The organism is Streptomyces broussonetiae, assembly GCF_009796285.1.
In the GTDB taxonomy this organism is placed as follows: domain Bacteria; phylum Actinomycetota; class Actinomycetes; order Streptomycetales; family Streptomycetaceae; genus Streptomyces; species Streptomyces broussonetiae.
This window is the reverse complement of the sequence record NZ_CP047020.1, coordinates 894,860-920,289: the sequence shown is the minus strand read 5'-3', so window position 1 is coordinate 920,289 and position 25,430 is coordinate 894,860. Positions and strand designations below refer to the sequence as shown.

Sequence of the window (25,430 nt, the reverse complement as noted above, 5' to 3'; positions counted from 1 at the left end):
GCCACCGCGGCCCGGTGTTGGACGATGGTCCTGTATGCGCAGCGCCGCCGCTTCCTTCAGCGAACCGTCACCCCGCCCGGATGGGGGACCACGGCAAGGGCGGGGGCCGGGCATCACGACCGTGCGTGCAACAGGCATGATCATCGTGTGCAGAGGACGTGGCGGGTCACAGCGGCGCGGTGGGCGATCGCCCTGGTGTGGTTCTACGAGGGATCCTGGTGCAAGATCTGGCCGGGGCGGGCTGACCAGCGGGGGATCGTCGGCGATGTGCCGCTGCTGCCGGACTGGGCGGTGACGGCGGCGCTGGTCGCGATCGGCCTGGCAGAGGTCGCCGTCGGTGTCTGGGTGCTGAGCGGGCTGTGGGCGCGCTCGGCGGCGCTCCTGCAGACCGTACTGGTCGTGGCCTTCAACTTCGGCGGCCTGCTCTTCAGCCCTGGCCGGATCGCCGAACCCGGGCGGATGCTGACGCAGAACCTGGCCTTCCTGGCGCTGATCTGGGTGGTGACATGGACGGTGGACGCATGAACGGGACACCCTGGGCGCACGGCCGGCTGCTCGGCGGACTCGGCGGACCGCGCCTGCTCTTCGGGCGGATGTACGAGGACTGGGGCGTCGAGCTGGCGGCCTTCCCGCCGCCGGACGCGCGCGTGCTGTGCATCGCCTCGGCGGGCGACACGGCGGCGGCCCTGTGTGCGGCGGGATACGACGTTACGGCCGTGGACCTCAATCCGGTACAACTCGCCTACGCGCGGCGGAGGTTGGCCGGTGCGCAGACCGAGGAGGGATCGGCCGAGGCGGTCATGCGCCTGGGCCGGGCCACCGCGGCGAGTCTGCTGCCCGCCTGGCGACAGGAGCGGCTGCGGGAGTTCCTGACCCTGGACGAACCGGCACAGCAGGCCCGTCGCTGGCGGGCCGAGTTGGACACCCCGGGGTTGCGCCGGCTCATGCGGCTCGCACTGCGGCCCGGCGGAGCCCTCGCGGTGGCGCTGCGACCGTCGTTCGCCGGTGTCGTCCCGGCGCGCTTCGACGAAGTGCTGCGGCGGCGCCTGGAGCGGACCGTGTCCACCCATCCCAACGCACACAATCCCTGGCTGTGGCGGCTGCTGGCGGGCGCGGAGCCACCGGGCACCCCGGCACCCGGGGCAGCGGGCGTCCGGCTGGTCGAGGGCGACGTGGTGGGCGTGCTGGAGCAGGCGCCGCGTGGCGGCTACGACGCCGTGACCCTCTCGAACGTACTGGACGGCCCGGGCCCCGAGTTCGCCCGCCGGCTGCGCGCGGCCGTACGGCACGCGGTACGGCCCGGCGGTGTGGTGGTGCTGCGCAGCGCCCGCGAACCGGGACCCGAGGGGCCGGGCTGGGCGGCACAGGACCGCTCGGTGCTGTGGGGAGTCGTACGGGTGGTGCGCCTCGGGGGCGCGGCCCCTGATCGGAGGATCGCACCGTGAGACATCTGCTCCAGCGCCACCCCGTGGCGATACGGACACACTTCGCCCACTCACTGGTGCTGACGTACGCCCTGCCCGCCGAGGTGCTGCGCCCGCTGGTCCCGCCCGGCCTGGACCTGGAGACGTACGGCGAGCACGGGTTCGTGGCCGTCGCGCTCGTGGACACCCGTGCCCTGCGACCGGCCGCCCTGCCCGCCCGCCTGGGCTCGGACTACCTCCTCACCGGGTACCGCGTCTTCACCCGCTTCCGCACCCCGGGCGGGCGGGTCATGCGCGGCCTGCGCATCCTGCGCAGTGACACCGACCGCCGGCTGATGGTGTTCGGCGGCAACCTGCTGACCCGCTACAACTACCGGCTGGCCCGGATCGGGACCCGGACCGAGGGCGACGCGTTGGAATTCCGCGTGGTCAGCCGCGACGGCCGGGCGGACCTGCAGGTGCGGGCGGATCTCGGCAGCGCTCCGGCGCCGCTGCCCGCGGGCAGCCCCTTCGCGGACGCCCGCGCCGCCCGGCGCTTCGCGGGCCCGCTGCCGTACACCTTCGAGTACGAGCCGCAGACCCGGTCCATCATCGTGATCAAGGCGTTCCGCGCCCACTGGGACCCGCAGCCGGTCTCGGTCGACGTAGGCCGCCTGACCTTCTTCGACCACGGCCCCTTCGCCGGCGCACGACCGGTCCTCGCCAACGCCTTCCACGTCGCCGACCTGGAGTACGGCTGGGAACGCGGCCTGCGCCGGAACCAGCGCGGGGGCGTGCGGTGATCCGCAGATCGGGCGTGCGGGAGGTCATCGCCTACAACTGGCCGCAGTACGCCGCCGGCATCGGCACGGCGGTGGTCTGCGCGGCGCTGTCCGGCCGGCTGCCGCGGCCGTCGCGCGCTGCCGCCCGGGCCGGCGCGGCGGCCGCCCTCGGCCTGCTCGCGTCCGCCACGGTCGCGACCTGGCTCGTCTACGACCGCTCGGAACTGTACGACTACGACTGGCTGGACGCGCTCCTGCCGCAGCCGCCCGCCGCACACCTGGTGGTGGGCGCCGGACTCGACGAGGCCGGCGCCCCACTGGCGGCCCGCTGGCCCGAGTCCCGGCAGACCACCGTCGACCTGTACGACCCGGCCCTGATGACCGAGGGCTCGGTGCGCCGCGCCCGGCGCAGGGTGCCCCCGTCACCGCACGCCCTGCCGGGCCGCCCGGGCGCGCTCCCGGTGCGCGCGGCCCTGGCGGACGCGGTGTTCCTCGTCTTCTCCGCTCACGAACTGCGCAGGGCGCGGGACAGGGAGCGGCTGTTCCGGGAGTGTGCGCGGGCGCTGCGTCCCGGCGGGCGGCTGGTCCTGGTGGAACACCTCAGGGACGGTGCGAACACGGCCGTGTTCGGGCCCGGCGCCCGGCACTTCCTGCCCCGCGCGGAGTGGCTGCGGCTGGCCGCGCACGTCGGCCTGCGTCCGGCGGCCGAGCGCCGGATCGCGGGACTGGTCACGGCGTTCGCCTTCGCCAAGGGGCCGGCATGATCCAACTGCTCGCCCTTACCGTGCAGTTGCGGCTGGTCGGGGCGGCCCTCATCGGTATGGGCCTGCTGCACGTCGTAGTGCCCCGCGTCCTGGACTGGCCGGGCGATCTCGGCAGCACCAGCCTGCTGACCCGGCAGGTGTCGTACGCGCACCTGTTCTTCATCGGCCTGACCTGCGTCCTGCTCGGTGCGCTGCCGCTGGCGTTCGCCCGGGAACTGCTGAGCGGTGATCCCCTGCCGACCGTGCTGCTGTGCGGACAGACCCTCTTCTGGGGGCTGCGCTGGGCGATGGAGTTCGCGTACTTCTCACCGCGGCTGTGGCGGGGGCACCGGCTGCGGACGGCCGGGCATGTCGCGCTGTCCGTGCTGTGGACATGGGTGACGGCGGTGTTCGCCGTGGCGACGGTGCACGCGGCGGGCTGACCCCGGGGTGCGGAGCCGTCCTTGGGGCGAGGGCGGGAATGTCACGACAGCCCTAGGGTGGGGGCATGGGCGGCGGTGTGGTGACGCTGTTCCTGTGCGGGGACGTGATGCTCGGGCGCGGCGTCGATCAGATCCTCGCGCACCCGGCAGGTCCGGAGCTGCGCGAGGACTACGTCACGGACGCCCGCTCGTACGTGAGGCTGGCCGAGGCGGTCAGCGGCCCGATCCCGGCACCGGTCGGCCCGGCCTGGCCGTGGGGCGAGGCGCTGGAGGTGCTGGAGCGGAGCGCCCCGGACGCCCGGATCGTGAACCTGGAGACCGCTGTCACACGCAGTGACCAGTTCGCGAACGGCAAGGCGGTCCACTACCGGATGCACCCGGCCAACCTCGCCGCCCTGTCCGTGGCCCGGCCCGACGTGTGCGTCCTCGCCAACAACCACGTGCTGGACTTCGGCCGGCCGGGCCTGGAGGAGACGCTGGACACGCTCGCCGGCGCGGGGCTGCGGACCGCGGGCGCCGGACACGACGCCGACGAGGCCTACGGGCCCGCGGCGGTCCCGCTCGGACCCGGCCGACGGGTACTGGTCCTCGCCCTCGGCACGCTGTCCAGCGGCATCCCGCCCGACTGGGCCGCGACCACGGGCCGGCCCGGGGTCGCCTACGCCCGACACCTGTCGGCGGCGGCTGCGGCGAGCGTCGTCCAGCGGGCCCGAACGGCGCGGCGACCGGGCGACATCGTCGTCGTGTCGGTCCACTGGGGTTCCAACTGGGGCTATCTCGTCCCCCGCGAACAGAAGCGCTTCGCGCACGCCCTGATCGACGGGGGAGTGGACCTCGTCCACGGTCATTCCTCGCACCATCCCCGTCCCGTGGAGGTGTACCGGGGTCGGCTGATCCTCCACGGCTGCGGCGACTTCATCGACGACTACGAGGGCATCTCGGGCTACGAGGAGTACCGCGACGACCTCCGGCTCGGGTACCTGGTCACGGTGGACGCGGACACCGGGGCCCTGACCGGCCTGCGGATGTGCGCTCTGCGGGCCCGGCGGATGCGGCTGCAGCGTGCAGGGGAGGAGGACCGCGCGTGGTTGCGCACGACCCTGGACCGGATCAGCCACGGCGTACGGGTCGAGGTGGCCGCCGACGGCATGCTCAGCCTCGTACCGGGCCCGCGGCCCCTTTGCTGACGTCTACTGCTCGTCCTGCGGCGATGCCGCGCGCAGACGCTGCTCGCACCAGTCCCGGACCGTGTCGGCGACCCGCTCCAGGGTGCCGGGTTCCTCGAACAGGTGGGTGGCTCCCGGGATCACCTGCAGGCGGTGCGGGACCCGTAGCTGCCGTGCGGCCTCCTCGTTGAGCCGCAGCACCTCGTGGTCCTGACCACCGACGACGAACAGGACGGGTGCGCGCACGGCGGGCAGTGCGTCGCCCGCGAGGTCGGGCCGGCCGCCGCGCGAGACGACGGTCAGGACGTGCTCGGGCCGCTCGGCGGCGGCCCGGAGGGCGGCGGCCGCGCCCGTACTGGCCCCGAAGAGCACGATGGGCAGGTCGCGGGTGCCGGGCTCGGCATCGAGCCACCGCATCGCTGCAACGAGGCGACGCCCCAGCAGCGCGATGTCGAAGCGGTGCTCGCGGGTCACCAGGTCCCGCTGCTCCTCCTCGGCGGTGAGCAGGTCGATCAGCAACGTGCCCAGCCCGGACTCGCGCAACGCGGCGGCCACGGCCTGGTTGCGCGGACTGTGCCGGGAGCTTCCGCTGCCGTGCGCGAACAACACCACGGCCCGTGCGGACTGCGGCACCACGAGATCGCCAGGGAGCGTGGCACCGTCGGCGGGCACCACAACCGTCTCGGACTTCATGGTCATCAACTTCCCCGGAGGACTGCGAGGATGTTCGGCCGTCTGGTCGTACCTCGTGTATACCTCACCCGCCCCGATGCCGTCCGCCGTCGTTCAGCAGCCGATCGGGAGCAGCTCAGGAGCCGATTGAAAGCCCAACAAGACATGGTGAACGCGCCTTGTGCACCATGGTTGAAGGATGAAGGGAGGAGCGATGACGACTGCGAAGGACATCATGCATCCCGGTGCCCAGTGGATACCTCGGTACGAGACACTGGACCGTGCGGCGCAGATGATGCGGGACCACGGAGTGGGCGCGCTTCCGGTCAGCGACCCCGAGAACGGTGACCGTATGTGCGGCATCATCACCGACCGCGACATCGTGGTGAGGTGTGTCGCGGAGGGCCACGACCCCGCACGCGTGACGTGCGGGGACATCTGTGAGGGCACACCGCGCTGGATCGATGCCGCTTCCGACATTTCCCTTGCGCTGCGGGAGATGGGGGGCCGCCAGATCAGGCGTCTTCCTGTGGTCGAGAACAAGCGCGTGATCGGCATGATCAGCGAGGCCGACATAGCCCGGCACCTCTCCGACGACCAGCTCGCCGAGTTCGTGCACCGGGTGTACGCGTGACGACGCTGCGGCCGGGGCCCGACAGATCGGTCGGGCCCCGGCCGCCGGTGTGAGCGGGCTTGCGGGGTCGGGCCGGGGCTCATGGTGGCGCGTTCCCCGTTCGTGAAGGCGACCCATCCCACGGCGGTCGTCTCCACGACGCCGGGGGAGAAGAGAACGTGGCGGCGGTGGGGGCGGCGTCGCTGGTCCTGGACCGGGCCCTGCCCGGCCGGGATCGCTGCTCCCCGGCTGAGACCACGCCTGGCACACGGCTCGCTCGTCCGCGGTGTGCTCAACTCTCGCCGGGTGCACGGTACGGATGAGCCGGCCGCTCGTTGGACGGCATGCCTGCAACTTCACACGGGAGGTCCGATGACGGGTCGTACGGAGTCCGTCGAATCCATGGAGCAGCTCGCCCTGGTCTGGCGTGCCCTGGTGCTCGACCGTGACGCGGACGCCGATGTGCGGGACCTTCCGGGCATCGCCGTCCGCTGGGCCGACAGCCGGTTCGCCTTCTGGAACTGCATCACCCTGACCGAGGTCGGCACGGACACGGCACTCCTCGGGCAGCGTCTGAGCCAGGCGGCGGACATCATGCGCTCCAAGCAGCAGCCCGGATTCCTGTGGCTCTTCGACGACCTCCTCGCGCAGGAGGCACGAGCGGGAGTGCGGACGGCCGCCGAGAAGGCGGGACTCGAGTACGCCTTTCCCGGCACCGGCATGGCCGGAGACCTCCTGCCCGTCCCCGAACCGTCCCACCCCGACCTGACCTTCGTGCGCGTGACCACGGACGAGCAGCTGCAGGCCTACGCGGACCTGAACTCGAGCGCGTACGGATTCCCGCCGGAGCACGGCCGCGACGGGCTCCTCGGGTCCACGCTGTGGAAGACCCGGGTGCACGCCTACCTGGGCCTGCGCGACGGGGTGCCGGTGACCTGCGCCGGCACCCTGGAGGCGGACGGCCGTCTCTTCGTCGTGCTCGTCGCCACCGCACCGCAGTGGGAGCGGCGGGGCTACGGCGAGGCCGTGACGCGCAAGGCCCTGTACGAGGGAGCCCGTGCCACCGGCCTCACCCGCGCCACGCTGCACGCGACGGCGGCAGGCGCGCCGGTGTATCCCCGTATCGGTTTCCGGCCGAACTCACCGATGGGCTTCTACGGCCTGAGGGCGTGACGGCAGGCGGTCAGCCGTCCGCACCCGTGGGCACGGTCCCGGCCCGTTCGCCACGCACCGTGTCCGCCAACACCCCGGAATGCCGGGGCAGTTCGTCGCCGCGCCAGGCCACGTGTCCGTCCGGGCGCACCAGCACGAAGGACCGCTCGTAGAGCCGGGCGATCTGCGGACCTGCCCCGCAGCGCACGGTCAGCGGTACGCCGCGCGCGGCGAACGCCCGCTCCAGACCGGCGGGTTCGCCGTCGTGTCCGAAGCACAGCAGGACGAACCCGTGCCCGAACAGGTCGAGCGTGGACGTGCCGGCGTCCCACCAGGCGTGTGCGGCGCGACAGCCGGGCTCGCTGCCGGGACGCCAGTCGGGGCCGGGCTTCCCGTGCCGTACCGGCACCCGGGGGTCCTCGATGATGGCCGCAGAGCGGTAGCGCAGGCCGAAGTGGATCTCCGGGGCGTCGAACTCCCGCTGTGCTCCGCTGATTTCCAGCACCCTGGCCATCTCCGCGCGCGCCGGCTCACCCTCGGCTCCGTCCAGGTGGATCTCGGCAGGCACCCGCCTGCGCATGGTGCGCTGCAGATTGAGGTGGGCCTCGTCCAGGCTCTGTACGGCGATCGGTCGGCGCTCGGTGTCGTAGGTGTCGAGCAGCGCGCACCCGGCCCAGCCGGCCAGCGTGGCGGCGAGTTTCCAGCCGAGGTCGGCGGCGTCGCCGATGCCGGGTTGAGCCCGAAGCCGCCGGAGGGTGACAGCGTGTGCGCGGCGTCGCCGGCGAGGAAGACCCGCCCGGCCCGGTACCGGTCGGCGACGCGGTGGGTGAGATGCCACTCGCCGTCGCTGAGCAGTTCCACGGGGGTGTCGAAGGCCAGCGCGTCGTCGATCAGCTCCAGTGGACCGGCGCGGTCGGCGTCGTCCGCGGCCACCACCAGGTTGTACAGGTCACTGCCGTTCAGCGAGCGCATCGGGAAGGACGGCGGTTCCGTGCGGCCGGTGACGGGCCTGGCACGGCCGGACGGGGTTTCCCACGGCTGCGCCGCTCTGTTCATCCGCTCCTCGGTCCGTGCATAATCTTCAACAAATTGTTGAAGTGTGGGGGAGTCATGCCTACGGCGGGGCATTCGGTGCTGCGGGGGATCGCGCAGGTGGCGCTCAGCGCCAGTCCGTGGAGCGGACTGCTGTTCACCGCCGGGCTGTTCGCGGCGAATTGGAGGTTCGGCCTCTTCGCTCTGCTCGGCGCGGCGGCGTCCACCGCGGCGGCGGCCGTGCTGGGCGCCGACCGGGGCGGTCTCGCCCAGGGGCTGGAGGGCTACTGCGGTTGTCTCACGGCTCTCGCTCTGGTCGTCCGGCTCGGTGCCTCGTGGCGGACCGCGCTGCTCGCCACCGTCGCCGGTGTGCTCTGCGCGGTGGTGGCGGCGGCGTGCGCCCGCCTCCTCGGCCGTATCGGGCTGCCCAGCCTGACCGCCCCCTTCTGCCTGGTCGCCGGCGTGCTGACGACCGTACTGCCGGCCGGTGCGCCGGTCCCCGCGGCGCCGGCGCCCCGCACCGGGTTCACCGGCCTGACAGTCGGCGAACTCGCCGATGCCTTCTGCGACAACATCGGCCAGGTCTTCTTCCTCGACACCTGGTACGCGGCACCGATCCTGCTCGCCGGTCTGCTGGCCGCCTCCCGGAAGGCCGCCGCGGCCGCTGTGTGCGGCAGCGCGGTCGCGATCCTCACCGCCTGTGCCCTGGGCCTGCCCGCCGAGCGGATCAGCGAGGGGCGCTACGGCTACAACGCGGTACTGGTCGCCCTGGCCCTGGGTGCGACCTTCCTGCCGGTGACGGCGTGGACCGTGGGATACGCCGTGCTGGCCGTCGTGTTCTCGGTCCCTTTGACCGTAGCCTGGTCGGCCTCGGTCGAGCCCTCCGGCGGCTCCGCCCTCACCTGGCCGTTCGTCGTGACGACCTGGGTGTTCCTGGCGGCGGCTCCCGCGTTGAACCGGATGACCGGCGCCGCCGCGCACACGGCGCCATGCCCGACTCCGGCGAAGCCGCCGCCCCGATGACCGCGCCCTGATGACCGCGACTTGATGGCCGAGGCCGTCCCTGGGCCGTCGCCAGGAAGCGCACCGGCACACCACCGACTGCGGGCACGGCGAGGCCGAGCGGCCGGCCGTGCAGCGTTCCGCTGTGCACGATGTCCTGCGCGGGCCCGGACGCCCGCTCGACGACGCGACTCGCACCGACATGGAGACCCGCCTGGGCGCCGACTTCTCCGACGTACGCATCCACGACGGCGCCTCTGCCCGGGCCTTTGCCGCGGAGATCGGGGCACGCGCGTACACCTCGGGCAGCCATGTGGTCATCGGTGCAGGCGGGGGTGACAGGCACACGCTCGCCCATGAACTGACCCATGTGATCCAGCAGCGCACGGGCCCCGTGGCGGGCATCGACAACGGGGCGGGGCTGAAGGTCTCCGACCCCTCCGACCGGTTCGAACGCGAGGCGGAGGCGAACGAGACAAGGGCCATGTCCGGCGGCGCTGCGGCCGTGCAGCGCGCGGTGCCGGCCGCCGCCGGGGAGCCGGTGCGCGGGCAGGCGTAGATCCAGCGCACCAACGAGTCGGGAAACCGGCCCTGGATCAACCACGCGAACCCCGACGACGACTGGTTCGCCGACAACACGGCCGGGGCGCGGGCGGACGGGGTCGTGCTGAGCGGTCACGGCGGCTGGGAGCCGGCCTCAGGGTTCTTCCGGGTGCCAAGGGGTACGCGGGTGCACTTCTACACCGTCCACGGCCAGAACGTCCCGGACGACCTGGGCGGACAGGTGGAGCAGGGTGCCGAGCGGCGCGGAGATGTGGAGCAGGGCCGGCACGCCGGGGCCTCGCGCTCCGTGGTGGGCGGCCGGACCGTGCAGGACTACATGATCTTCTACCCCTCGGGGCTGACCATCAGGGGCGATCCCGTGGTGGCCACCCCCGTCGCCGGTGGGTACGACGTCCGGTTCAACCCGGGCACCCCTGCCGCCGCGGTCAGCCACGTCGCCGCGCTCACCGCCCCCAACTGGCCGGTCGTTCGGTCGTGTTCAACGGTGACGTGCCGCTGAGCAGCATTCTGCGCGCGGACATGGGCGACGTGCACTTGGCCGCCTGCCGCTTCGTGGAGACCGGCCGCCCGGGCACGAGGAACCAGGGGGACGGGCTCTTCAACCCGTGACCAGTGCCGGGCGGACTCCTGCGGGACGTGGTCAGAACGGGTACGGCGCCTGCGTCGAGCGGGCCGTGATCCAGCGGGTCTCGGTGAAGGCCTCGATGTTCGCGGCGCCACCGAAGCGCGCGCCGGTCCCGGAGGCGGCAACCCCGCCGAACGGGGCCACCGCCTCGTCGTTGACCGTCTGGTCGTTGATGTGGACCAGACCGGTGGGGATGCGCTCGGCGAGATCGAGGCCACGCATCACGTCGGCGGTGAGGATGCCCAGGGCCAGTCCGTACGGGGTGGCCGTGGCGAGCGCGACCGCCTCGTCCAGCTCGGAGAAGACACGGACCGGCGCCACGGGACCGAAGACCTCCTCGGCATAGGCGGGGGAGGCGTCGGTGACACCGGTGAGGACGGTGGGCCGGTAGAAGAGGTCCTCGTACGTGCCGCCCGCCGCCAGCCGGGCGCCCCCGTCGACGCTCGCGCCGACCAGAGCGTGGATCTTGTCCCGCTGACCGGCGTCGATGATCGGGCCGAGCGCCACGTCCTCCTTGGCCGGGTTGCCGACCCGCAGCTGCTCGGCCTTGTGCGTGAGGCGTTCGACGTACTCGTCGGCGACCGAGGCGTGCACCAGATGGCGCCCGGCCGTCATGCAGATCTGGCCCTGGTGGAAGAAGGAGCCCCAGGCGGCGGTCGAGGCGGCGCGGTCGAGGTCGGCGTCCGGCAGGACGATCAGGGCGGAGTTCCCGCCGAGTTCGAGGTGGGCCCGCTTGAGGTACTCGGCGGCCGCCGCGCCGACCTTGCGTCCGGCGGCCGTGGACCCGGTGAAGGAGATCACCCGTACCTGCGGGGCCGCCACGAGCGCCGCCCCGGTGTCCGCGTCGCCCGGCAGCAGATGCAGGACGTCGGCGGGCAGCCCCGCCTCCTCGAAGACGCGCATGATCGTCACCCCGCCGGACACCGCGGTGCGCAGGTCGGGCTTGAGGAGCACCGCGTTGCCGAGGGCCAGGGCGGGAGCCACGGAACGGATGCCCAGCACGAGCGGCACGTTGAACGGGGCGATGACACCGACGACTCCCGCGGGCACACGGCGGGCCAGGCTCAACCGTGGCTCGGCCGAGGGCAGTACCTCGCCGAGCGGGCGGGAGGCGAGGGCGGCGGCCTCGTAGCACTCCTGCGCGGCGGTGGTCGTCTCGAAGGCCGCCTTGCCGGGGACGCTTCCGGCCTCGCGGACGATCCAGCGCTGGATCTCCTCGGCGTGCCGGGTGAACAGGTCCCCGGCGCGGCGCAGTACGGCGGCGCGCTCCGTGTAGGGCGTACGGGCCCAGGCGAACTGGGCGCGGGCCGCGCGCTCGGCGGCCTCGGCCACGTCGTCGGGCGTGGCGACTCCGATCGTCTCCAGGGTCTCGCCGGTGGCGGGTTCGATCACACGGGCGGTCTTGCCGGTCGGGACCGTCCAGCCGCCGATGTGGGCCTTGCCGGACCAGAGGGAGGTATCGAGCAGGGGCATGACGGCCTCCAGTGTGCGGGGGTTGAGCACGGTCAGGCGGAGAGTCGGTCAGGGGCGGAACGCGCCCCGGGCCGTGACGCGGACTTCGAGGACCAGCGGTTCACTGCGAGCCTCCAGGTCCGGGCAGAGGGTGTCCAGCGTCGTGCACAGGCCAACGTACTCGGTGATCCGACGGGTGGGGCGGCGTAGGGGGCTCGGCCGGTCCGGCCACCCTGATCTCCTCGAACGGCAGCCAGGAAGGTGTGCCGCCGGGCCGTTCGGCGGGTTTGTCCATGACGGCGCAACGGCCGTTGGCGAGGACGACGCAGACGGCACCGGCGTCGTACTGGGTGGCGGTCCACAGGGCCGGGATCCGGCAGAGGGCCGAGCCGTCGCCGACGACGGCGGCCACGGGGCGGCGCGGCTGTGCCATCCGCACCCCGACGGCGTCGGGCAGTGCGCGAAGCCCCGACCGCGCATGGCAGCGCTGAGGAAGCCGGGCGGGGACCGCCCGCCACCTTCGACGGCGTCTTCGCTGCCGAGGTGCGCGCCAAGGCCCTGGCTGCCGAGTCCGGGCAGGCGGGCGACCCCGAATCCTCCACCACGCGCTGACCTGAGCGGTGCTCACCGCCCGGGTGCGCTGTGAGCCACCGTCCGTTCCCTGATTCCCGCCCACTGCGACGTGCCGAGACGCAGGCGCAGTTGCGGGACGAGTTCGTCGAACGCGTCCCGCAGTTCCTGGGCCTGCCCGGTACGGGGCGCTACCAGAGTGGGACGGCTGGGGCACCGCCGCGCGCCACGAGCGCCGGCACGCCCGGGCGGTCGGGCCGTCAGGCGACGGCGCACGTGCAGGCATCCGCGAACCCCCGCTGGTTTCCTGCCACTTGACGGGCCTTTGGTCCGTACTTATGGTCGTCGCTCAGCACCACGTTCAAGGAGTCGCATACGGTTCACATATGAGGACGTGTCTTATGCAGGTCACACCCGCTCCACGTCGCCGTAAGTCCCGTCGGTCCGCTCTCGCGCTCACCGCCGCGGCCGCCCTGCTGACCACCGGACTTCTCTCCTGGCCCGGCACCCAGCGGGCAGAGGCCGCTCCGACCGCCTTCGCCCACCCGGGCGTCACCGTCTCGCGCGCTCAACTCGACTTCGCGCGCGGCAAGGTACTCGCCGGTGCCCAGCCCTGGAAAGACGCGTACGACCAGATGATGGCGAGCCAGTACGCGAGCCTGAGCCGTACCCCCAAGCCGCGCGCCGTGGTCGAGTGCGGCCCGTACTCCAACCCCAACTACGGCTGCACGGACGAGCGTGAGGACGCGATCGCGGCGTACACCGACGCGCTCGCCTGGTACATGACCCGTGACGACCGGTACGCGGTAAAGGCGATCGACCTGATGGACGCCTGGTCCGCCACGATCACCGACCACACCAACAGCAACGCGCCCCTGCAGACCGCCTGGGCGGGAGCCTCCTGGGCCAGGGCCGCCGAGCTGATCAAGTACACCTACACCGGCACGTGGGTCAATGCCGGCCGCTTCGCCACCATGCTGCGCACCGTCTACCTGCCCAAGGTCATCAACGGCTCCAATTCCAACGGGAACTGGGAGCTGACGATGATGGAGGCGGCCGTCGGCATCTCCGTCTTCCTCGAGGACAAGGCCTCCTACGACTCGGCCATGGCGCGCTTCCGTACCCGTACCGCCGCCTATGTGTACCTCTCCTCGGACGGTGACCTGCCGAAGACCGTCCCGAGCCAGAACCTGAACACCCGGGACAAGATCGTCTCGTACTGGCAGGGCCAGTCCACCTTCGTGACCGGACTCACCCAGGAGACCTGCCGCGACTTCACCCACACCGGATACGGCATCTCCGCCATCTCGCACGTCGCCGAGACGAGCCGGATCCAGGGGCAGGACCTCTACGGCACCGACGTCGGCGAGCGGCTGCGGCAGGCGCTCGGCTTCCAGTCCACGTACGAGCTGGGCGCAGCGGTCCCGAGCTGGCTGTGCGGCGGATCCCTCAAGCTCGGTCTCGGTCCCGTCACCGAGGTCGGCTACAACGCCCTGCACAACCGTCTGGGCATCGCCATGACCCACACCCAGACCCTGACCGAACGAAACCGCCCGGCCGGCACCAACAACCTCTTCGTGGCATGGGAGACCCTCACCGACGGGGACAACCCGAACTGACCGGCCGACCGCCGCAGCCGTACCCCGTCAGACGTCGGCCAAAGGCGCGGGGTCGTGGCCGAGGCCGCCCCCGAGATGCCCCTCGACTGCCTTGCAGAAGGTCGCGAGCAGGCGATTCCTGTCGCCGGTGCGGGTCGCCGGCACCACATGGCTCGGCTCGATGTCCTCCAGCGGGACGGCGGTCAGGTCGGGGGCGCAGCAGATGGGCGTGGACGACGGCTATGGCCACGCCCTGCCCTGCGGCGACGATCTCGTACTTGTCCTCGACGGCCTCGACCACAGGGCGTCGGGCGCGGGCCGTCCGTCGGGCCGGGGATCGACACGCCAGGCCGGCGCCGTGGCCTTCCTCGCCGGCGACCGGGCGTCCTGCATTCACGGCGTGCTGCTGCCCGTCGACGGCGGTGCCCTGACCCACTGAACCGCCTGCGTGCGAGCGCCGCGACGCCGACCGGGGCGCGGCCGACCCGACCGGGCCCAAGTCCTGGGTGTGCGCCGCCTCCAGGGCAGTGACGGCTCGGGCGTCGGTCCGGGCGAACGCGCCGACGAGTTCGACGGCCATGCCGCGCACGTGCGGATCCGGGGCGGCGGCCGGATGGCGCAACGCGGGTTCGAGAACCCGGTCCGGCTCCGGTGCGCAGGCGCCCGCCGTGCACCGGTCGCAGGCGAGAGCCGGGAAGGCCGCAACCCTGACCCGGGCGTCCGGGGCGTCGCTCGTCGTGATCGGTTCGTCCATGGAATCGGTGTCGACCGGGCGGTCCAGGAGGCGGCGGCAGCCCTCGCGGACCGCCGGGTTCGCGTGCCGCAATCCGGACCGGACGGCTCGCGTCGCGTCCTGAACGCGCCGCAGCAGTACGCTCACACGGCGGGTGCGCCCGCGCGCAGGCCGTCCATGACCAGGTCGAGGAGCCGGGCGGCGCGGGGGCGCCAGTCGTCGTGCGAGGGGAGTTGCCACAGGCCCGCGATGGCGAGGAAGAAGTCGTCCGCGGTGACTCCGGGGCGGATGGTGCCGGCCTGCTCGTTGGCGCGGAGCAGAAGTTCCGCCGCGGATGTCACCCGAGTGTGCGGCGGCTTCGGTGGACCTCCCGGCGCGCTCGTGACCTGTCGGATCGCGTCGGCCAGTCCGGCCTTGGTCATGGCGAACTCGGCGACCCGGTCCATCCAGGCGCGCAGGGCCTCATCGGGTGCCCGCGTCTCGAGCAGCTGGGCCGCATGGTCGGCCACCTGCTGCATCTCGTGGCGGTAGATCTCGAGGACGAGTGATTCGCGGTTGGGGAAGTTGCGGTAGAAGGTGCCCTGCCCGACCCCCGCTTTCCTGGCGATCGCGCTCAGCGGGGTGTCCGCGCACTGCGACAGTTCGACCAGCGCCACTTCCAGGATGCGCTCCCGGTTGCGCCGCGCGTCCGAGCGTCCGGGTGAGATGTTCTGCTGAGGCACTCGTCCTCCTCCGGGGCTCGCGGGCGAGCCCCGACCTTGCTAAGCGGACACTTGTCCGTTACGTTTCCAAGTAGCGGACATCTGTCCGGTTGAGTCCACCATAGCGGCGGACGCAACCCCGCGGCAGACTCCGGCTGCCACCGTTCGACCCCAGCTGTCCCGCACCTTCGTACCTTGGTTACGCCCCGCGGCCCAGGCCCGCACGGCGCACCACCCGCGCCGCTCGGCACCTGGTCACCGGACCTTTCCGTCTGTCCTGTACATGCGAAAGAAGCTTCCCATGGTCCTATCGACGTCCAGTGTCATCACCTTGAAGATCAACGGGGAGAAGTACACACTGCCCGTCGACCACCGCACCACCCTGCTCGACGCCCTGCGCGAGCGGCTTGATCTCACCGGCACGAAGAAGGGCTGCGACCAGGGGCAGTGCGGTGCCTGCACCGTCCTGCTGGACGGGCGCAGGGCTGTCGCCTGTCTGCAGCTGGCCGTGGCGGCCGAGGGCCGCGACATCACCACCATCGAAGGTGTGGCCGACGGCGAGCGGCTGCACCCGGTGCAGCAGGCCTTCCTGGATCTGGACGGATACCAGTGCGGCTACTGCACGCCGGGACAGATCTGTTCGGCCATCGGGGTGATCGAGGAGCACGCGGCCGGCTGGCCGAGCGCCGTCACCGAGGACGTCCGGCCCGAAGCGGGGCCGCCGTCCCTGACCGCCGAGGAGATCCGGGAGCGGATGAGCGGCAATCTGTGCCGCTGCGGTGCGTACGTCTCGATCGTGGAGGCGGTGGCCCGTGCGGCGGAAGAACAGGCCGACGAACGGCGGCTGAACGCGTTCGAGGACGCCAAGGAGGTTGTGGCATGAGGGAGTTCGACTATCAGCGGGCCTCGGACGTCTCCGGCGCCGTCGCACTGCTCGGCGCTGATCCGGACACCCGCTTCCTCGGCGGCGGAACCAACCTCGTCGATCTGATGAAGACCGGCGTAGAGCGCCCCGCCCGGCTCGTCGACATCCGCGAACTCCCGCTCGACGACATCGAGTCGACGCCCGAGGGCGCAGTGCGCATCGGTGCCACCGTCACCAACGGTGACCTGGCCGCCCACCCCGAGATCCGGCGCCGCTACCCGGCGCTCGCCCAGGCGGTCCTGGCCGGCGCCTCCGGGCAGCTGCGCAACATGGCCACGGTCGGCGGGAACCTGCTCCAGCGCACCCGCTGCGGCTACTTCACCGACGTCAGCAAGCCGTGCAACAAACGGGTGCCCGGCAGCGGTTGCCCCGCGATCGAGGGGGAGCACCACAACCACGCGATCCTCGGTGCGTCCAGCCACTGCGTGGCCGTGCACGCCTCGGACATGGCCGTGGCCCTGACCGCCTTCGACGCCGTCGTCCATTTCCAGACCGCCGACGGACCGGGGCAGTTGCCGCTCGCCGAGTTCTATCTGCCGGTCGGGGACACCCCGCATCGCGAGACCTCGCTGCCCGCGGGCGCGCTGATCACCGGGGTCACGCTGCCGCCCGCTCCGGTCGCCGTCAACTCCCGCTACCGCAAGGTGCGCGAGCGTGCCTCCTACGCGTTCGCCATCGGCTCCCTCGCCGCCGCACTCGACGTCCGTGACGGCGTCGTACGGGACGCGCGCCTGGCCTTCGGCGCCGTCGCCTCCCGTCCCTGGCGGGCCGCCGCGGCCGAGCGGGTCCTGGTCGGCGCACCGGCCGGCAGGGAGACCTACGCCGCCGCGGCCGATGCCGAACTGGCGGCGGCACGGCCGCTTGCGCACAACGGATACAAGGTGGAGCTGATGCGCAACCTCGTGGTGGCCGTCCTGTCCGAACTCGCCGAGGAGACCGCACGATGACCACCGTGACGACCGCCAAGGCGGCAGGCGCGGTCGGTACCGCGCACACCCGTGTGGAGGGCCGCGACAAGGTCACCGGCGCCGCCCGCTACGCGGCGGACATCCCCTTCGCCGAACTCGCCCACGGCTGGCTGGTGTTGTCCACCGTGGCACAGGGGCGCATCCGGTCGCTGCAGACCGAGTCCGTCCTCGCCATGCCGGGCGTGCTCTCCGTCCTGCACCACCACAACGCCCCGCACGTCGAGACCGACTACATCGGCGCCCTCGGCGTACCGCCGGACCCGACGCTCGCCCTCTTCCAGCACGACCGGGTGCCGTATCTGGGCTGGCCGGTGGCGCTGGTCGTCGCCGAGACGCCCGAGCAGGCGCGGGAGGCGGCCGAGGCGCTCGTGGTCCACTACGACCAGGAGCCCCACGACATCGCGTTCGCCGCCGACCGCCCGGACGCCTACGCCGCGGACGGCATCATGCCGGGAGTGGTGCGCAAGGGCGACCTGGAGGCCGAACTCGCCGCGTCCGCCGCCGTCGTGGACACCGAGTACAGCACGCCGGAAGAGCACCACAGCATGATGGAGCCGCACGCGGCGACGGCCCGCTGGGAGGACGGCAGGCTCGACCTCGTGGACTCCAACCAGGGTGCCACATGGATCGCGGGTGAACTCGCGCACCTGTTCAGCCTCGACCCGGCCGCGGTACGCGTGCGGTCCGACCATGTCGGCGGTGGCTTCGGCAGCAAGGGCGTGCGCGCGCACCAGGTGGCGGCCGCGATGGCGGCGACCGTCCTCCAGCGCCCGGTTCGCGTCGTCATGACACGCCGTCAGATGTTCTCCCTCGCCGGCTACCGCAGCCCCACCGCACAGCGGGTCAGGCTCGGCGCCGACGCCGACGGGCGGTTGCGCGCCCTGGAGCACCGCTCCCTGAGCCTGACCTCGAGGGTGTTCGAGTTCGTCGAACCGAGCACCAGCGCGGCACGCGTGATGTACGACGCCGCCGCCCACCACACGGCCAACGAGGTCGTACGGCTCGACGTGCCGACCCCGACCTTCATGCGGGCCCCGGGCGAGGCGCCGGGTTCGTTCGCCCTGGAGTCGGCGATCGACGAACTCGCCGAGAAGTGCGGCCTCGACCCGATCGAGCTGCGCGTACGCAACGAGCCCGAGCAAGGGCCCGTCTCCGGGGAGCCGTTCACCGACCGCGACCTGCTCGACTGTTTCCGTGTGGGGGCCCGCAGGTTCGGCTGGGCGGACCGCGATCCACGGCCCGGACGCCGCCGGGAGGGACGCTGGCTGCTCGGCACCGGAACGGCCGCGGCCTCCTTCCCCTCCCGTGCGCTGCCGTCCTCGGCCACCCTGACGGCCGAGGCCGACGGTTCCTTCACCGTGCGCATCGCCGCCTCGGACGTCGGAACCGGCGCGCGGACCGCACTCACCCTGATCGCCGCCGACGCCCTGCAGGTGCCCGCGGACCGCGTCCGCGTGCACATCGGCGACAGCGACTTCGGGCCGGCCTCCATCGCGGGAGGCTCGATGGGCACCCGCTCCTGGGCCTGGGCGATCATGGCCGCGGCCCGCGAGCTGCGTGAGCGACTCGCCCTGTCCGCGGCCCTTCCGCCGGAAGGGATCACGGTGCGCTCGAACACCGCCGAAGCCGTCGGCTCCCTCGCGCCGACGGAAGCACACTCCTACGGCGCGCAGTTCGCCGAGGTCGCCGTGGACACCTCCACCGGCGAGGTGCGTGTGCGCCGCATGCTCGGCATCTTCTCGGCCGGCCGGATCGTCAACCCGCTGACCGCGCGCAGCCAGCTCGTCGGCGGCATGGTCTGGGGCGTCTCCATGGCCCTGCACGAGGAGGCGGTACGCGACCGGGCCACCGGCGGCCTGTACGGTCCAGACCTCGCGGGCTACCACGTCGCCACGCACGCCGACGTCCCGCACATCGAGGCGGACTGGATCGAGGGGATCGACGAGACGGACGACCCGGTCGGCATCAAGGGCATCGGCGAGATCGGCATCGTCGGCGCCGCGGCGGCCGTCGCCAACGCGGTCTGGCACGCGACCGGCGTACGCCACCGCAGCCTGCCCATCCGGCCGGACCGGATCCTGGCAGCCGCCGCGGAGGCGCCGGATGCTTGATCTGGCCGCGGAGTTGGACCGCTGGATCGAGGAGGGCCGGGACTTCGCGGTCGCCACCGTGGTGGTGGTCGGCGGCAGTGCGCCGCGCGGTCCCGGCGCCGCCCTCGCCGTGGACAGTGAGGGGACCGTGATCGGTTCGGTCTCCGGTGGCTGTGTGGAGGGAGCGGTCTACGACCTGTGCCTCGAGGCGCTGCGGACCGGGCAGAGCACGCGCGAACGATTCGGCTACAGCGACGAGGACGCCTTCGCCGTGGGGCTGACCTGCGGCGGGACGATCGACATGCTGATCGTGCCCGTGGTCGGACCGACCCGGGCCGTCCTGGCCTCGGCCCTGTCGGCCGCGGCCGGCGACGAACCGGCGGCCCTGGCCCGGGTCGCCCGGGGTCCGGCCGAACTCCTCGGCCGTGCCATGCTGGTGCGGCCCGACGGCAGTTACGAGGGCAGTCTGGGCGGTCATCCGGACCTGGACGGGGCGTCGGCCGCCGAGGCCCGGGCCCTGCTGGAGGCGGGCCGCACCGGCACCGTTGAGCTGTCGGCCGACGGCTCGCACTGCCCCGGCGGTCTCACCCTGCTGGTCGAGTCGAACGTGCCGCCCCCGCGCATGATCGTCTTCGGTGCCGTCGACTTCGCGGTGGCGCTGACGCGGGCCGGCAAGTTCCTCGGGTATCACGTCACCGTCTGCGACGCCCGTTCCGTCTTCGCCACGCGGGACCGCTTCCCCGACGCCGACGAGGTGGTCGTCGACTGGCCGCACCGCTATCTGCGGGGCACCGTGACCGACTCCCGAACGGTGCTGTGCGTGCTCACCCACGACGCGAAGTTCGACGTACCCCTGCTGAAGGCGGCCCTGCGGATGCCGGCGGCGTACATCGGTGCGATGGGCTCACGGCGCACCCACGAGGACCGGGCGCGGCGGCTGGAGTCGGAAGGGGTGACCGAGCGGGAGCTGGCCAGACTGCGTTCGCCGATCGGCCTCGACCTCGGGGCCCGGACGCCGGAGGAGACCGCACTGTCGATCGCGGCGGAGATCGTCGCCCTGCGGCGGGGCGGGACTGGGGTGCCCCTGACCGGTTCGAACACGCCGATTCACCACGACGGCTCAGTGCCGGGGAGGTCGGCGGCCGCCTGAAGGAGTAGAATATTCATCGATCGGTGAATTACTGCTCCTGCGAAGGGCAGGACCGCGATGGAACAGACCACGTGCTGTGTCGTGGGTGGCGGCCCCGCGGGCATGGTGCTCGCCCTGCTGCTGGCCCGCTCCGGCATCGACGTGACGGTGCTGGAGAAGCACGGCGACTTCCTGCGTGACTTCCGCGGCGACACCGTCCATCCCTCCACCCTGGCACTGCTCGACGAACTCGGCCTGGCCGAGCGCTTCGCCCGGTTGCCGCAGCGCCGGGTCCGCACCGTCCAACTGCCGGTCGGACCCGGCCGTTCGATGCTCACGGTGGGCGACCTCTCGGTGCTGCCCGGTCCCTACAACTACGTGGCGATGGTGCCCCAGTGGGACCTGCTGGACCTGCTCGCGGACGAGGCCGGCCGCGAGCCGTCCTTCCACCTGCGGATGAACACGGAGGCGACCTCCTTCCTGGTCGAGTCAGGACGCGTGAAGGGGGTGCGCCATCGCACCTCCGACGGCCGCACCGGCGAGCTGCGTGCCCTCCTCACCGTCGCCTGTGACGGCCGCGGATCGCTGGCCCGCTCCCGGCCGGAACTGGGACTGCGCCACTTCGCCTGCCCGATGGACGCGTGGTGGTTCCGACTGCCCCGCCGCGAAGGCGATCCGCAAGGGCTCGTCGGTGTCGCCGGTGACCGCTTCCTGTCCGCGATGATCGACCGCGGCGACTACTGGCAGTGCGCCGGACTCATCCCCAAAGGCACGGACACCCGCCGCCGCGACGCCGGCCTCGACCGTTTCCGGGCCCAGTTCACCACGGCCGCCCCCTGGATGGCCGACCGCGTGCAGGACCTGCACTCCTGGGACGAGGTCAAGCTCCTCGACGTACGCCTGGACCGGCTGCGCCGCTGGTACCGCCCCGGCCTGCTCTGCATCGGCGACGCCGCGCACGCCATGTCCCCGGTCTTCGGCATCGGGATCAACCTCGCGGTGCAGGACGCCGTGGCCACCGCCCGGTATCTCACCGAGCCGCTGCGCCAGGGAGTCGTGAGCCTGCGGGACGTACGCCGCGTGCAGCGCCGCCGCCGTCCCACCACGGTCACCACACAGGCCCTGCAGCGCATGGCACACGCCCGGTTCATCGCCCCCGTCCTGCAAGGCAGGCCGCCCCTCGGCAGCGTGGCACGGGCCCGGGGCCTGGCGCGCCTGCTCTCCGGTTCCCGGTCGGTCCGCCGGATCCCCGCGTACTTCATCGGGTACGGCGCCCTGCGGGAGCGACCACCTGCCGCGGCGGTCCGACAGCAGGTGTAGCGGCGTCACCCTGGTCCTCGGCATGTTCCTCGGCGGGGTCGCCGGCGCCCTTCTCCTCCGCGGCCCCACTCTGCCACATTGATGTCTTGACAAGAGTTGTCGCGACAATAATGATGGATGTGTGAGCACGACGAGCGGACTCCACGACCACCTCGGCTACTGGCTCCGTCGCCTGTCGGACGAGGTCCACAGCCGGTTCGAGGCCGAACTCGCCCGGCATGACGTCACCGTCTCCCAGTGGGGGGTGATGATCAGCGTCTTCCACGGCCACGACACCACCAAGGCCGTGGCCGCGCACATGGACATCGACCCGGGAGCCGTCTCCCGCCTGGTCGACCGCCTGGCGGCCAAGAGCCTCATCCGCCGCGAGCCCGACCCCGCCTCCCGGCGCACGGTCCGGCTCGTCCTGACCGGCCAGGGGCAGGCGCTGGTGCCGGAGCTGGCCGAGCTGGCCGACCGCAACGACAACCACTACTTCGGCTCCCTCGACGCCGGTCAGCGCCGGCAGTTGGAGCAATGGATCCGGCGGCTGGTGGGCGAGACCCATCCCGCGGCGCCGCCCGGCAACCCCTGAGAGAAGCGCATCATGAGCATCAAGAACTCCGTCACCAAGACCATCGGCATCGACCGCCCGCGCGAGCAGGTGTTCGCCTTCCTCGCCGACCCTGCCAACTGGCCCAGGTGGGCCGTGGTCAACGTCCGGTCCATCGAACCCACCGACGACCCCGACTGGTGGCGGATGTCCACTCCGCTGGGCCCGGCCGGGCTCCGGCTGCGGGCCAACGCCGAGTTCGGCATCCTCGATCACGACTACGTCGACGACACCGCCTCCTGGCGGGTCCCGGCCCGCGTGGTTCCCAACGGCGACGGCACCGAGTTCATGATCACCTTCCATCAGCCGCCGTCGCTCACCGACTCGGAGTTCAGGCAGCAGACCGACCTGGTCGACACCGAACTCGCCGCCCTCAAGGAGATCCTCGAGGGCGGTCCGGCAGGCGTCACAGCATGACGTGCTTGACCTGCGTGTAGTCCAGCAGACCCGTGAGGGAGAGATCACTGCCGTACCCGGAGTGCCGCACGCCGCCGTGCGGCATCTCCGAGACGGTCGTGCCATGCGTGTTGACCCAGACGATGCCGGTGTGCAGCGCCCGGCTCGCGCGCATGGCGCGGTCGTGGTCGCGGGTCCAGACACTTGCGGCCAGCCCCTGCGGGACGGCGTTCGCCATCCGCAAGGCCTCGGACTCGTCGGCGAAGGGCTGCACGGTGACGACCGGGCCGAACACCTCACTCCGTACGATCTCGTCCTCCTGCCGCGCTCCGGCGACCACCGTGGCCCGGTGGAAGTAGCCGGGCCGGTCCGGCACCCCGCCCCCGGCGACCACCTCGGCGTGCGCCGGGAGCCGTTCCAACACCCCACACGCGGCCGCGAGTTGGCCGGCATGGGCGAGTGGCCCGAAGTCGGCGTGATCGTCCTCGGAGGTACCCGGTACGCGCTCTGCGGCCCGGCGCGCGAAGGCGTCCAGGAAGGCGTCGTGGATCCGCCGGTCGACCAGGATCCTGGTCGCCGCCGTACAGTCCTGGCCCGCGTTGTAGAAGGACAGGTACGACAACTGCTCGACCGCGTCGTCCAGATCGGCGTCCTCGTGGACCAGGACCGGCGCGTTGCCGCCGAGTTCGAGGTGCAGCCGCTTGAGGTCCGCCGCCGCGGCGGCCGCGATCTCCTGTCCGGCGCGGACACTGCCGGTGACGGCGACCAGCCGGACGTCGGGGTGGGCGACGAGCAGACGTCCGGTGTCACGGTCTCCGCACACCACGTTGAGCACGCCGGGCGGTAGCTGCTCGGCGGCCAGCCGGGCGAGCAGCGCCGCGGACGAGGGGGTGGTTTCGGATGGTTTCAGCACGACCGTGTTGCCGGCGGCCAGCGCGGGGGCGATCTTCCAGACGGCCATCATCAGCGGGTAGTTCCACGGCGTGATCTGGGCGCAGACGCCGACCGGTTCGCGCCGCAGAATCGAGGTGCGGCCCGGGGTGTACTCGGCGGCCGCGACGCCCGGCAGGTTGCGCGCGGCTCCGGCGAAATAGCGCAACACGTCCACGATCGCGGGCAGTTCGTCCGCCAGGAAGAGAGCCCGCGGCTTACCCGTGTCGCCCACCTCGGCGTCCGCCACGGCAGCCGCCTCCCGTTCCAGGGCGTCGGCGAGGCGCAGCAGCGCGGTCTGCCGTGCCGCCGCAGTGGAGGCCGACCAGCCGGGGAAGGCCTCCCGCGCCGCCCGGCAGGCCGCGTCCACATCCTCCGGTCCGCAGACCGGAGCCGTGCCGTGCGGGAGCGCGGTGGCGGGATCGACCAACGGCAGGGTAATGCCCGAGGCGGCCGGCACCTCCTTGCCGCCGATGTGGTTGAGGACGGTCGTGAGGCCGGTGTTCTCAGCCACGGTGCAACGCCTCCTCGGCAGCCGCCCGGCCGGTGCGGACCGCGCCTTCCATGTACCCCGCGACCCACTGGTCCGAGCCGCAGACGTAGAACGGTGGTTCGTGGGTACCGTGCAGCGGGCCGACCGCCATCACCTCGCCCGGCGGCCACTGGGTGACATAGCCCTGGGTCCACGGGTCGCTGCCCCACAGCCGCAGGTGACAGGAGGACGGCCGCAGCGCCTCGTCGCCGAACATGGTGGCGACTTCGGCGAGCAGCTCGAGGGTGCGCCGGTGAGGCGGCGTGCCCAGCAGGACGCCGTAGCGCTCGGGCGGTACCAGCGCCGACAGCACGCCCTCGTTCTGCGGCCAGGTACTGCCCAGCACGCCTTCGGTCTCGGACAGGCCGCTGAGGCCGTCGGCGCGCCAGAAGGGGCGGTCGTACACGGCGGTGAACTTCGCGGCCGTCGCCTGGCGTTGGCGGTGCAGCGAGCCGAGGCGGGCGTCGCTCACGCCGGTGACGGCGACCGACCGCAGCGGCCCCACCGGCAGGGCGCACACCACTGCGGCCGAAGTGAGGACCTCGCCGGTGACCAGGCGCACGGTGCAGTGGCCGGGCCGTACGTCCAGTGCGGCGACGGGCGCGCCGAGGCGGATGCGCGGGCCCAGCTCGCGGCCCATGACCTCCGCGAGGGTGGCCGATCCGGCCGCCGGTCGCAGCCCCTCCCAGTCGTCGTAGTCGTAGTCGCCCGTGCCGGGGACCGCGGCGCTCTTGCGCAGCGCCGCCAGGAGCGAGATGCGTTCGTACGATCCCCCGGCCAGGGCCAGTTGACCGATGTCCCACAGCCGTACCACGGCGGGTGAGGCATGGCAGGAGCGCAGCCAGTCGGCCACGGACAGCCGGTCCAGGGCAGTCGCCTCCGGGTGCGACCAGGGGTCGTTCGGGTCGACCGTGGCGGCCAGATCGCTGAACTCCTCGCCGAGCCGCCGGTGTTGGGTCATGTCGCCGGGGCCGAACCAGTGCGGTGGGTCTCCGGCGGACAGCCCTTCGGGGGTGGAACGGGTGAGACGGCCGGGTTCGGCGACGTAGCTGGGAACCAGCTCCAGGCCAAGTTCCTTGGCGAGTTGAAGGTAGGCGGTGTGCGCCGAGCCGACCACTTCGCCGCCCAGCTGGACGGTACGGCCGTCGGGCGTGCGGGTCTGCTCGACCCGGCCGCCGACACGGTCCCGGGCCTCCAGGACGAGCACGTCGGTGCCGACGGCGGCGAGGTCACGCGCGGCGGCGAGGCCGGCGAGCCCGGCCCCGAGCACGATCACGTCGTGATGCATCGGTTTCGC

Annotated in this window: 26 protein-coding genes and 2 pseudogenes; 20 read left to right on the top strand and 8 right to left on the bottom strand. The window is 72.4% G+C overall.

All coding sequences use genetic code 11. The annotated features are described in order from the left end of the window. The first annotated feature begins 147 nt into the window (after positions 1–147). From GQF42_RS04455 to GQF42_RS04430, 6 genes are all read left to right on the top strand, one after another. Positions 148–525 (top strand): DoxX-like family protein, encoded by a 378-nt coding sequence (locus GQF42_RS04455; protein ID WP_158917841.1) that lies wholly within the window; start codon positions 148–150, stop codon positions 523–525. Continuing rightward, positions 522–1,445, top strand: a complete 924-nt coding sequence (locus GQF42_RS04450; protein WP_158917839.1) for a DUF3419 family protein — start codon at positions 522–524, stop codon at positions 1,443–1,445. The genes GQF42_RS04455 and GQF42_RS04450 overlap by 4 nt, the downstream gene beginning before the upstream one ends. After that, entirely contained in the window at positions 1,442–2,206 is a 765-nt protein-coding gene (locus tag GQF42_RS04445; RefSeq protein ID WP_199272567.1) for a DUF2071 domain-containing protein, read from the top strand. Before GQF42_RS04450 ends, GQF42_RS04445 begins: the two co-directional genes overlap by 4 nt. Continuing rightward, positions 2,203–2,949, top strand: a complete 747-nt coding sequence (locus GQF42_RS04440) for a class I SAM-dependent methyltransferase (protein ID WP_199272566.1) — start codon at positions 2,203–2,205, stop codon at positions 2,947–2,949. The genes GQF42_RS04445 and GQF42_RS04440 overlap by 4 nt, the downstream gene beginning before the upstream one ends. Beyond that, entirely contained in the window at positions 2,946–3,371 is a 426-nt protein-coding gene (locus tag GQF42_RS04435) for a hypothetical protein (RefSeq protein WP_158917837.1), read from the top strand. Before GQF42_RS04440 ends, GQF42_RS04435 begins: the two co-directional genes overlap by 4 nt. A gap of 65 nt (positions 3,372–3,436) precedes the next feature. Further along, positions 3,437–4,558 (top strand): CapA family protein, encoded by a 1,122-nt coding sequence (locus GQF42_RS04430; protein ID WP_158917835.1) that lies wholly within the window; start codon positions 3,437–3,439, stop codon positions 4,556–4,558. Between the two features lie 3 nt (positions 4,559–4,561). Here the strand turns inward: GQF42_RS04430 and GQF42_RS04425 are convergent, their stop codons facing one another. Next, positions 4,562–5,230 (bottom strand): dienelactone hydrolase family protein, encoded by a 669-nt coding sequence (locus GQF42_RS04425; protein WP_158917833.1) that lies wholly within the window; start codon positions 5,228–5,230, stop codon positions 4,562–4,564. Between the two features lie 193 nt (positions 5,231–5,423). Here GQF42_RS04425 and GQF42_RS04420 point away from each other — a divergent pair, with 193 nt between their 5' ends. Next, positions 5,424–5,843, top strand: a complete 420-nt coding sequence (locus tag GQF42_RS04420) for a CBS domain-containing protein (RefSeq protein ID WP_158917831.1) — start codon at positions 5,424–5,426, stop codon at positions 5,841–5,843. A gap of 351 nt (positions 5,844–6,194) precedes the next feature. Further along, positions 6,195–6,995, top strand: coding sequence for a GNAT family N-acetyltransferase (locus tag GQF42_RS04415; RefSeq protein WP_158917829.1), 801 nt, complete (start codon positions 6,195–6,197; stop codon positions 6,993–6,995). A 10-nt stretch (positions 6,996–7,005) separates the two neighbouring features. Here GQF42_RS04415 and GQF42_RS47615 read toward each other — a convergent pair whose 3' ends face one another. Both GQF42_RS47615 and GQF42_RS47610 read right to left on the bottom strand, forming a co-directional pair. Beyond that, a complete protein-coding gene (locus GQF42_RS47615) occupies positions 7,006–7,488 on the bottom strand; it encodes an aromatic-ring hydroxylase C-terminal domain-containing protein (protein WP_407699530.1) in 483 nt (160 codons plus the stop codon). 150 nt (positions 7,489–7,638) lie between these two features. Continuing rightward, positions 7,639–7,946 (bottom strand): annotated as a pseudogene (locus GQF42_RS47610) (FAD-dependent monooxygenase); the annotation flags it as partial. Positions 7,947–8,084: 138 nt separating this feature from the next. On the opposite strand from GQF42_RS47610, the gene GQF42_RS04405 reads away from it, so the two are divergent. From GQF42_RS04405 to GQF42_RS04395, 3 genes and pseudogenes are all read left to right on the top strand, one after another. Next, positions 8,085–9,029: an urea transporter gene (locus GQF42_RS04405; protein WP_158917827.1), complete on the top strand. Its 945-nt coding sequence runs from the start codon at positions 8,085–8,087 to the stop codon at positions 9,027–9,029. A gap of 40 nt (positions 9,030–9,069) precedes the next feature. Further along, positions 9,070–9,543 (top strand): annotated as a pseudogene (locus GQF42_RS04400) (eCIS core domain-containing protein); the annotation flags it as partial. A 129-nt stretch (positions 9,544–9,672) separates the two neighbouring features. Beyond that, entirely contained in the window at positions 9,673–10,071 is a 399-nt protein-coding gene (locus GQF42_RS04395; RefSeq protein WP_325100296.1) for a putative adhesin, read from the top strand. Between the two features lie 141 nt (positions 10,072–10,212). On the opposite strand, the gene GQF42_RS04390 is transcribed toward GQF42_RS04395, so the two are convergent. Together GQF42_RS04390 and GQF42_RS47605 are read right to left on the bottom strand one after the other, a co-directional pair. Further along, entirely contained in the window at positions 10,213–11,670 is a 1,458-nt protein-coding gene (locus GQF42_RS04390; protein WP_158917823.1) for a benzaldehyde dehydrogenase, read from the bottom strand. Positions 11,671–11,770: 100 nt separating this feature from the next. After that, positions 11,771–12,505 carry a thiamine pyrophosphate-dependent enzyme gene (locus tag GQF42_RS47605; RefSeq protein WP_407699479.1) on the bottom strand — a complete coding sequence of 245 codons (735 nt, stop codon included), beginning with the start codon at positions 12,503–12,505 and terminating at the stop codon, positions 11,771–11,773. A 115-nt stretch (positions 12,506–12,620) separates the two neighbouring features. Here GQF42_RS47605 and GQF42_RS04380 point away from each other — a divergent pair, with 115 nt between their 5' ends. Further along, positions 12,621–13,838 carry an alginate lyase family protein gene (locus tag GQF42_RS04380; protein ID WP_158917819.1) on the top strand — a complete coding sequence of 406 codons (1,218 nt, stop codon included), beginning with the start codon at positions 12,621–12,623 and terminating at the stop codon, positions 13,836–13,838. A 91-nt stretch (positions 13,839–13,929) separates the two neighbouring features. Continuing rightward, positions 13,930–14,256: a hypothetical protein gene (locus GQF42_RS47600; RefSeq protein WP_199272565.1), complete on the top strand. Its 327-nt coding sequence runs from the start codon at positions 13,930–13,932 to the stop codon at positions 14,254–14,256. Positions 14,257–14,693: 437 nt separating this feature from the next. On the opposite strand, the gene GQF42_RS04370 is transcribed toward GQF42_RS47600, so the two are convergent. Then, positions 14,694–15,272 (bottom strand): TetR/AcrR family transcriptional regulator, encoded by a 579-nt coding sequence (locus tag GQF42_RS04370; protein ID WP_158917818.1) that lies wholly within the window; start codon positions 15,270–15,272, stop codon positions 14,694–14,696. Between the two features lie 280 nt (positions 15,273–15,552). On the opposite strand from GQF42_RS04370, the gene GQF42_RS04365 reads away from it, so the two are divergent. The 7 genes from GQF42_RS04365 (at position 15,553) to GQF42_RS04335 (ending at position 22,692) form a co-directional block, all read left to right on the top strand. Next, positions 15,553–16,134, top strand: a complete 582-nt coding sequence (locus GQF42_RS04365; protein ID WP_158917816.1) for a (2Fe-2S)-binding protein — start codon at positions 15,553–15,555, stop codon at positions 16,132–16,134. Then, positions 16,131–17,123: an FAD binding domain-containing protein gene (locus GQF42_RS04360; protein ID WP_158917814.1), complete on the top strand. Its 993-nt coding sequence runs from the start codon at positions 16,131–16,133 to the stop codon at positions 17,121–17,123. The genes GQF42_RS04365 and GQF42_RS04360 overlap by 4 nt, the downstream gene beginning before the upstream one ends. After that, complete coding sequence (locus GQF42_RS04355) at positions 17,120–19,255, top strand: xanthine dehydrogenase family protein molybdopterin-binding subunit (protein ID WP_158917812.1); 2,136 nt, start codon at positions 17,120–17,122, stop codon at positions 19,253–19,255. The genes GQF42_RS04360 and GQF42_RS04355 overlap by 4 nt, the downstream gene beginning before the upstream one ends. Further along, positions 19,248–20,384 carry an XdhC family protein gene (locus GQF42_RS04350; RefSeq protein ID WP_158917810.1) on the top strand — a complete coding sequence of 379 codons (1,137 nt, stop codon included), beginning with the start codon at positions 19,248–19,250 and terminating at the stop codon, positions 20,382–20,384. Before GQF42_RS04355 ends, GQF42_RS04350 begins: the two co-directional genes overlap by 8 nt. 57 nt (positions 20,385–20,441) lie before the next feature. Next, a complete protein-coding gene (locus GQF42_RS04345) occupies positions 20,442–21,683 on the top strand; it encodes an FAD-dependent oxidoreductase (RefSeq protein WP_158917808.1) in 1,242 nt (413 codons plus the stop codon). 121 nt (positions 21,684–21,804) lie between these two features. Continuing rightward, the gene (locus GQF42_RS04340) at positions 21,805–22,257 is read left to right on the top strand and encodes a MarR family winged helix-turn-helix transcriptional regulator (protein ID WP_158917805.1); all 453 of its coding nucleotides are present in this window, start codon (positions 21,805–21,807) and stop codon (positions 22,255–22,257) included. Positions 22,258–22,269: 12 nt separating this feature from the next. Continuing rightward, positions 22,270–22,692 (top strand): SRPBCC family protein, encoded by a 423-nt coding sequence (locus GQF42_RS04335; RefSeq protein WP_158917803.1) that lies wholly within the window; start codon positions 22,270–22,272, stop codon positions 22,690–22,692. Here the strand turns inward: GQF42_RS04335 and GQF42_RS04330 are convergent. After that, positions 22,682–24,115, bottom strand: coding sequence for an aminobutyraldehyde dehydrogenase (locus GQF42_RS04330; protein ID WP_158917801.1), 1,434 nt, complete (start codon positions 24,113–24,115; stop codon positions 22,682–22,684). The two genes, GQF42_RS04335 and GQF42_RS04330, sit on opposite strands and share 11 nt — an antisense overlap. Next, the gene (locus GQF42_RS04325) at positions 24,108–25,421 is read right to left on the bottom strand and encodes a flavin monoamine oxidase family protein (protein ID WP_158917799.1); all 1,314 of its coding nucleotides are present in this window, start codon (positions 25,419–25,421) and stop codon (positions 24,108–24,110) included. The genes GQF42_RS04330 and GQF42_RS04325 overlap by 8 nt, the downstream gene beginning before the upstream one ends. Positions 25,422–25,430: the final 9 nt, after the last annotated feature.

What these genes read in the sequence shown, in the direction of transcription:
- GQF42_RS04335 (WP_158917803.1), top strand. Translation starts at nt 22,270, where the DNA reads ATGAGCATCAAGAACTCCGTCACCAAGACCATCGGCATCGACCGCCCG.
- GQF42_RS04405 (WP_158917827.1), top strand. Translation starts at nt 8,085, where the DNA reads ATGCCTACGGCGGGGCATTCGGTGCTGCGGGGGATCGCGCAGGTGGCG.
- GQF42_RS04380 (WP_158917819.1), top strand. Translation starts at nt 12,621, where the DNA reads ATGCAGGTCACACCCGCTCCACGTCGCCGTAAGTCCCGTCGGTCCGCT.
- GQF42_RS04325 (WP_158917799.1), bottom strand. Translation starts at nt 25,421, where the DNA reads ATGCATCACGACGTGATCGTGCTCGGGGCCGGGCTCGCCGGCCTCGCC.
- GQF42_RS04350 (WP_158917810.1), top strand. Translation starts at nt 19,248, where the DNA reads ATGCTTGATCTGGCCGCGGAGTTGGACCGCTGGATCGAGGAGGGCCGG.
- GQF42_RS04345 (WP_158917808.1), top strand. Translation starts at nt 20,442, where the DNA reads ATGGAACAGACCACGTGCTGTGTCGTGGGTGGCGGCCCCGCGGGCATG.
- GQF42_RS04435 (WP_158917837.1), top strand. Translation starts at nt 2,946, where the DNA reads ATGATCCAACTGCTCGCCCTTACCGTGCAGTTGCGGCTGGTCGGGGCG.
- GQF42_RS04415 (WP_158917829.1), top strand. Translation starts at nt 6,195, where the DNA reads ATGACGGGTCGTACGGAGTCCGTCGAATCCATGGAGCAGCTCGCCCTG.
- GQF42_RS04365 (WP_158917816.1), top strand. Translation starts at nt 15,553, where the DNA reads ATGGTCCTATCGACGTCCAGTGTCATCACCTTGAAGATCAACGGGGAG.
- GQF42_RS04360 (WP_158917814.1), top strand. Translation starts at nt 16,131, where the DNA reads ATGAGGGAGTTCGACTATCAGCGGGCCTCGGACGTCTCCGGCGCCGTC.
- GQF42_RS04420 (WP_158917831.1), top strand. Translation starts at nt 5,424, where the DNA reads ATGACGACTGCGAAGGACATCATGCATCCCGGTGCCCAGTGGATACCT.
- GQF42_RS04450 (WP_158917839.1), top strand. Translation starts at nt 522, where the DNA reads ATGAACGGGACACCCTGGGCGCACGGCCGGCTGCTCGGCGGACTCGGC.
- GQF42_RS47605 (WP_407699479.1), bottom strand. Translation starts at nt 12,505, where the DNA reads ATGCCTGCACGTGCGCCGTCGCCTGACGGCCCGACCGCCCGGGCGTGC.
- GQF42_RS47615 (WP_407699530.1), bottom strand. Translation starts at nt 7,488, where the DNA reads ATGGCCAGGGTGCTGGAAATCAGCGGAGCACAGCGGGAGTTCGACGCC.
- GQF42_RS04430 (WP_158917835.1), top strand. Translation starts at nt 3,437, where the DNA reads ATGGGCGGCGGTGTGGTGACGCTGTTCCTGTGCGGGGACGTGATGCTC.
- GQF42_RS04390 (WP_158917823.1), bottom strand. Translation starts at nt 11,670, where the DNA reads ATGCCCCTGCTCGATACCTCCCTCTGGTCCGGCAAGGCCCACATCGGC.
- GQF42_RS04425 (WP_158917833.1), bottom strand. Translation starts at nt 5,230, where the DNA reads ATGAAGTCCGAGACGGTTGTGGTGCCCGCCGACGGTGCCACGCTCCCT.
- GQF42_RS04355 (WP_158917812.1), top strand. Translation starts at nt 17,120, where the DNA reads ATGACCACCGTGACGACCGCCAAGGCGGCAGGCGCGGTCGGTACCGCG.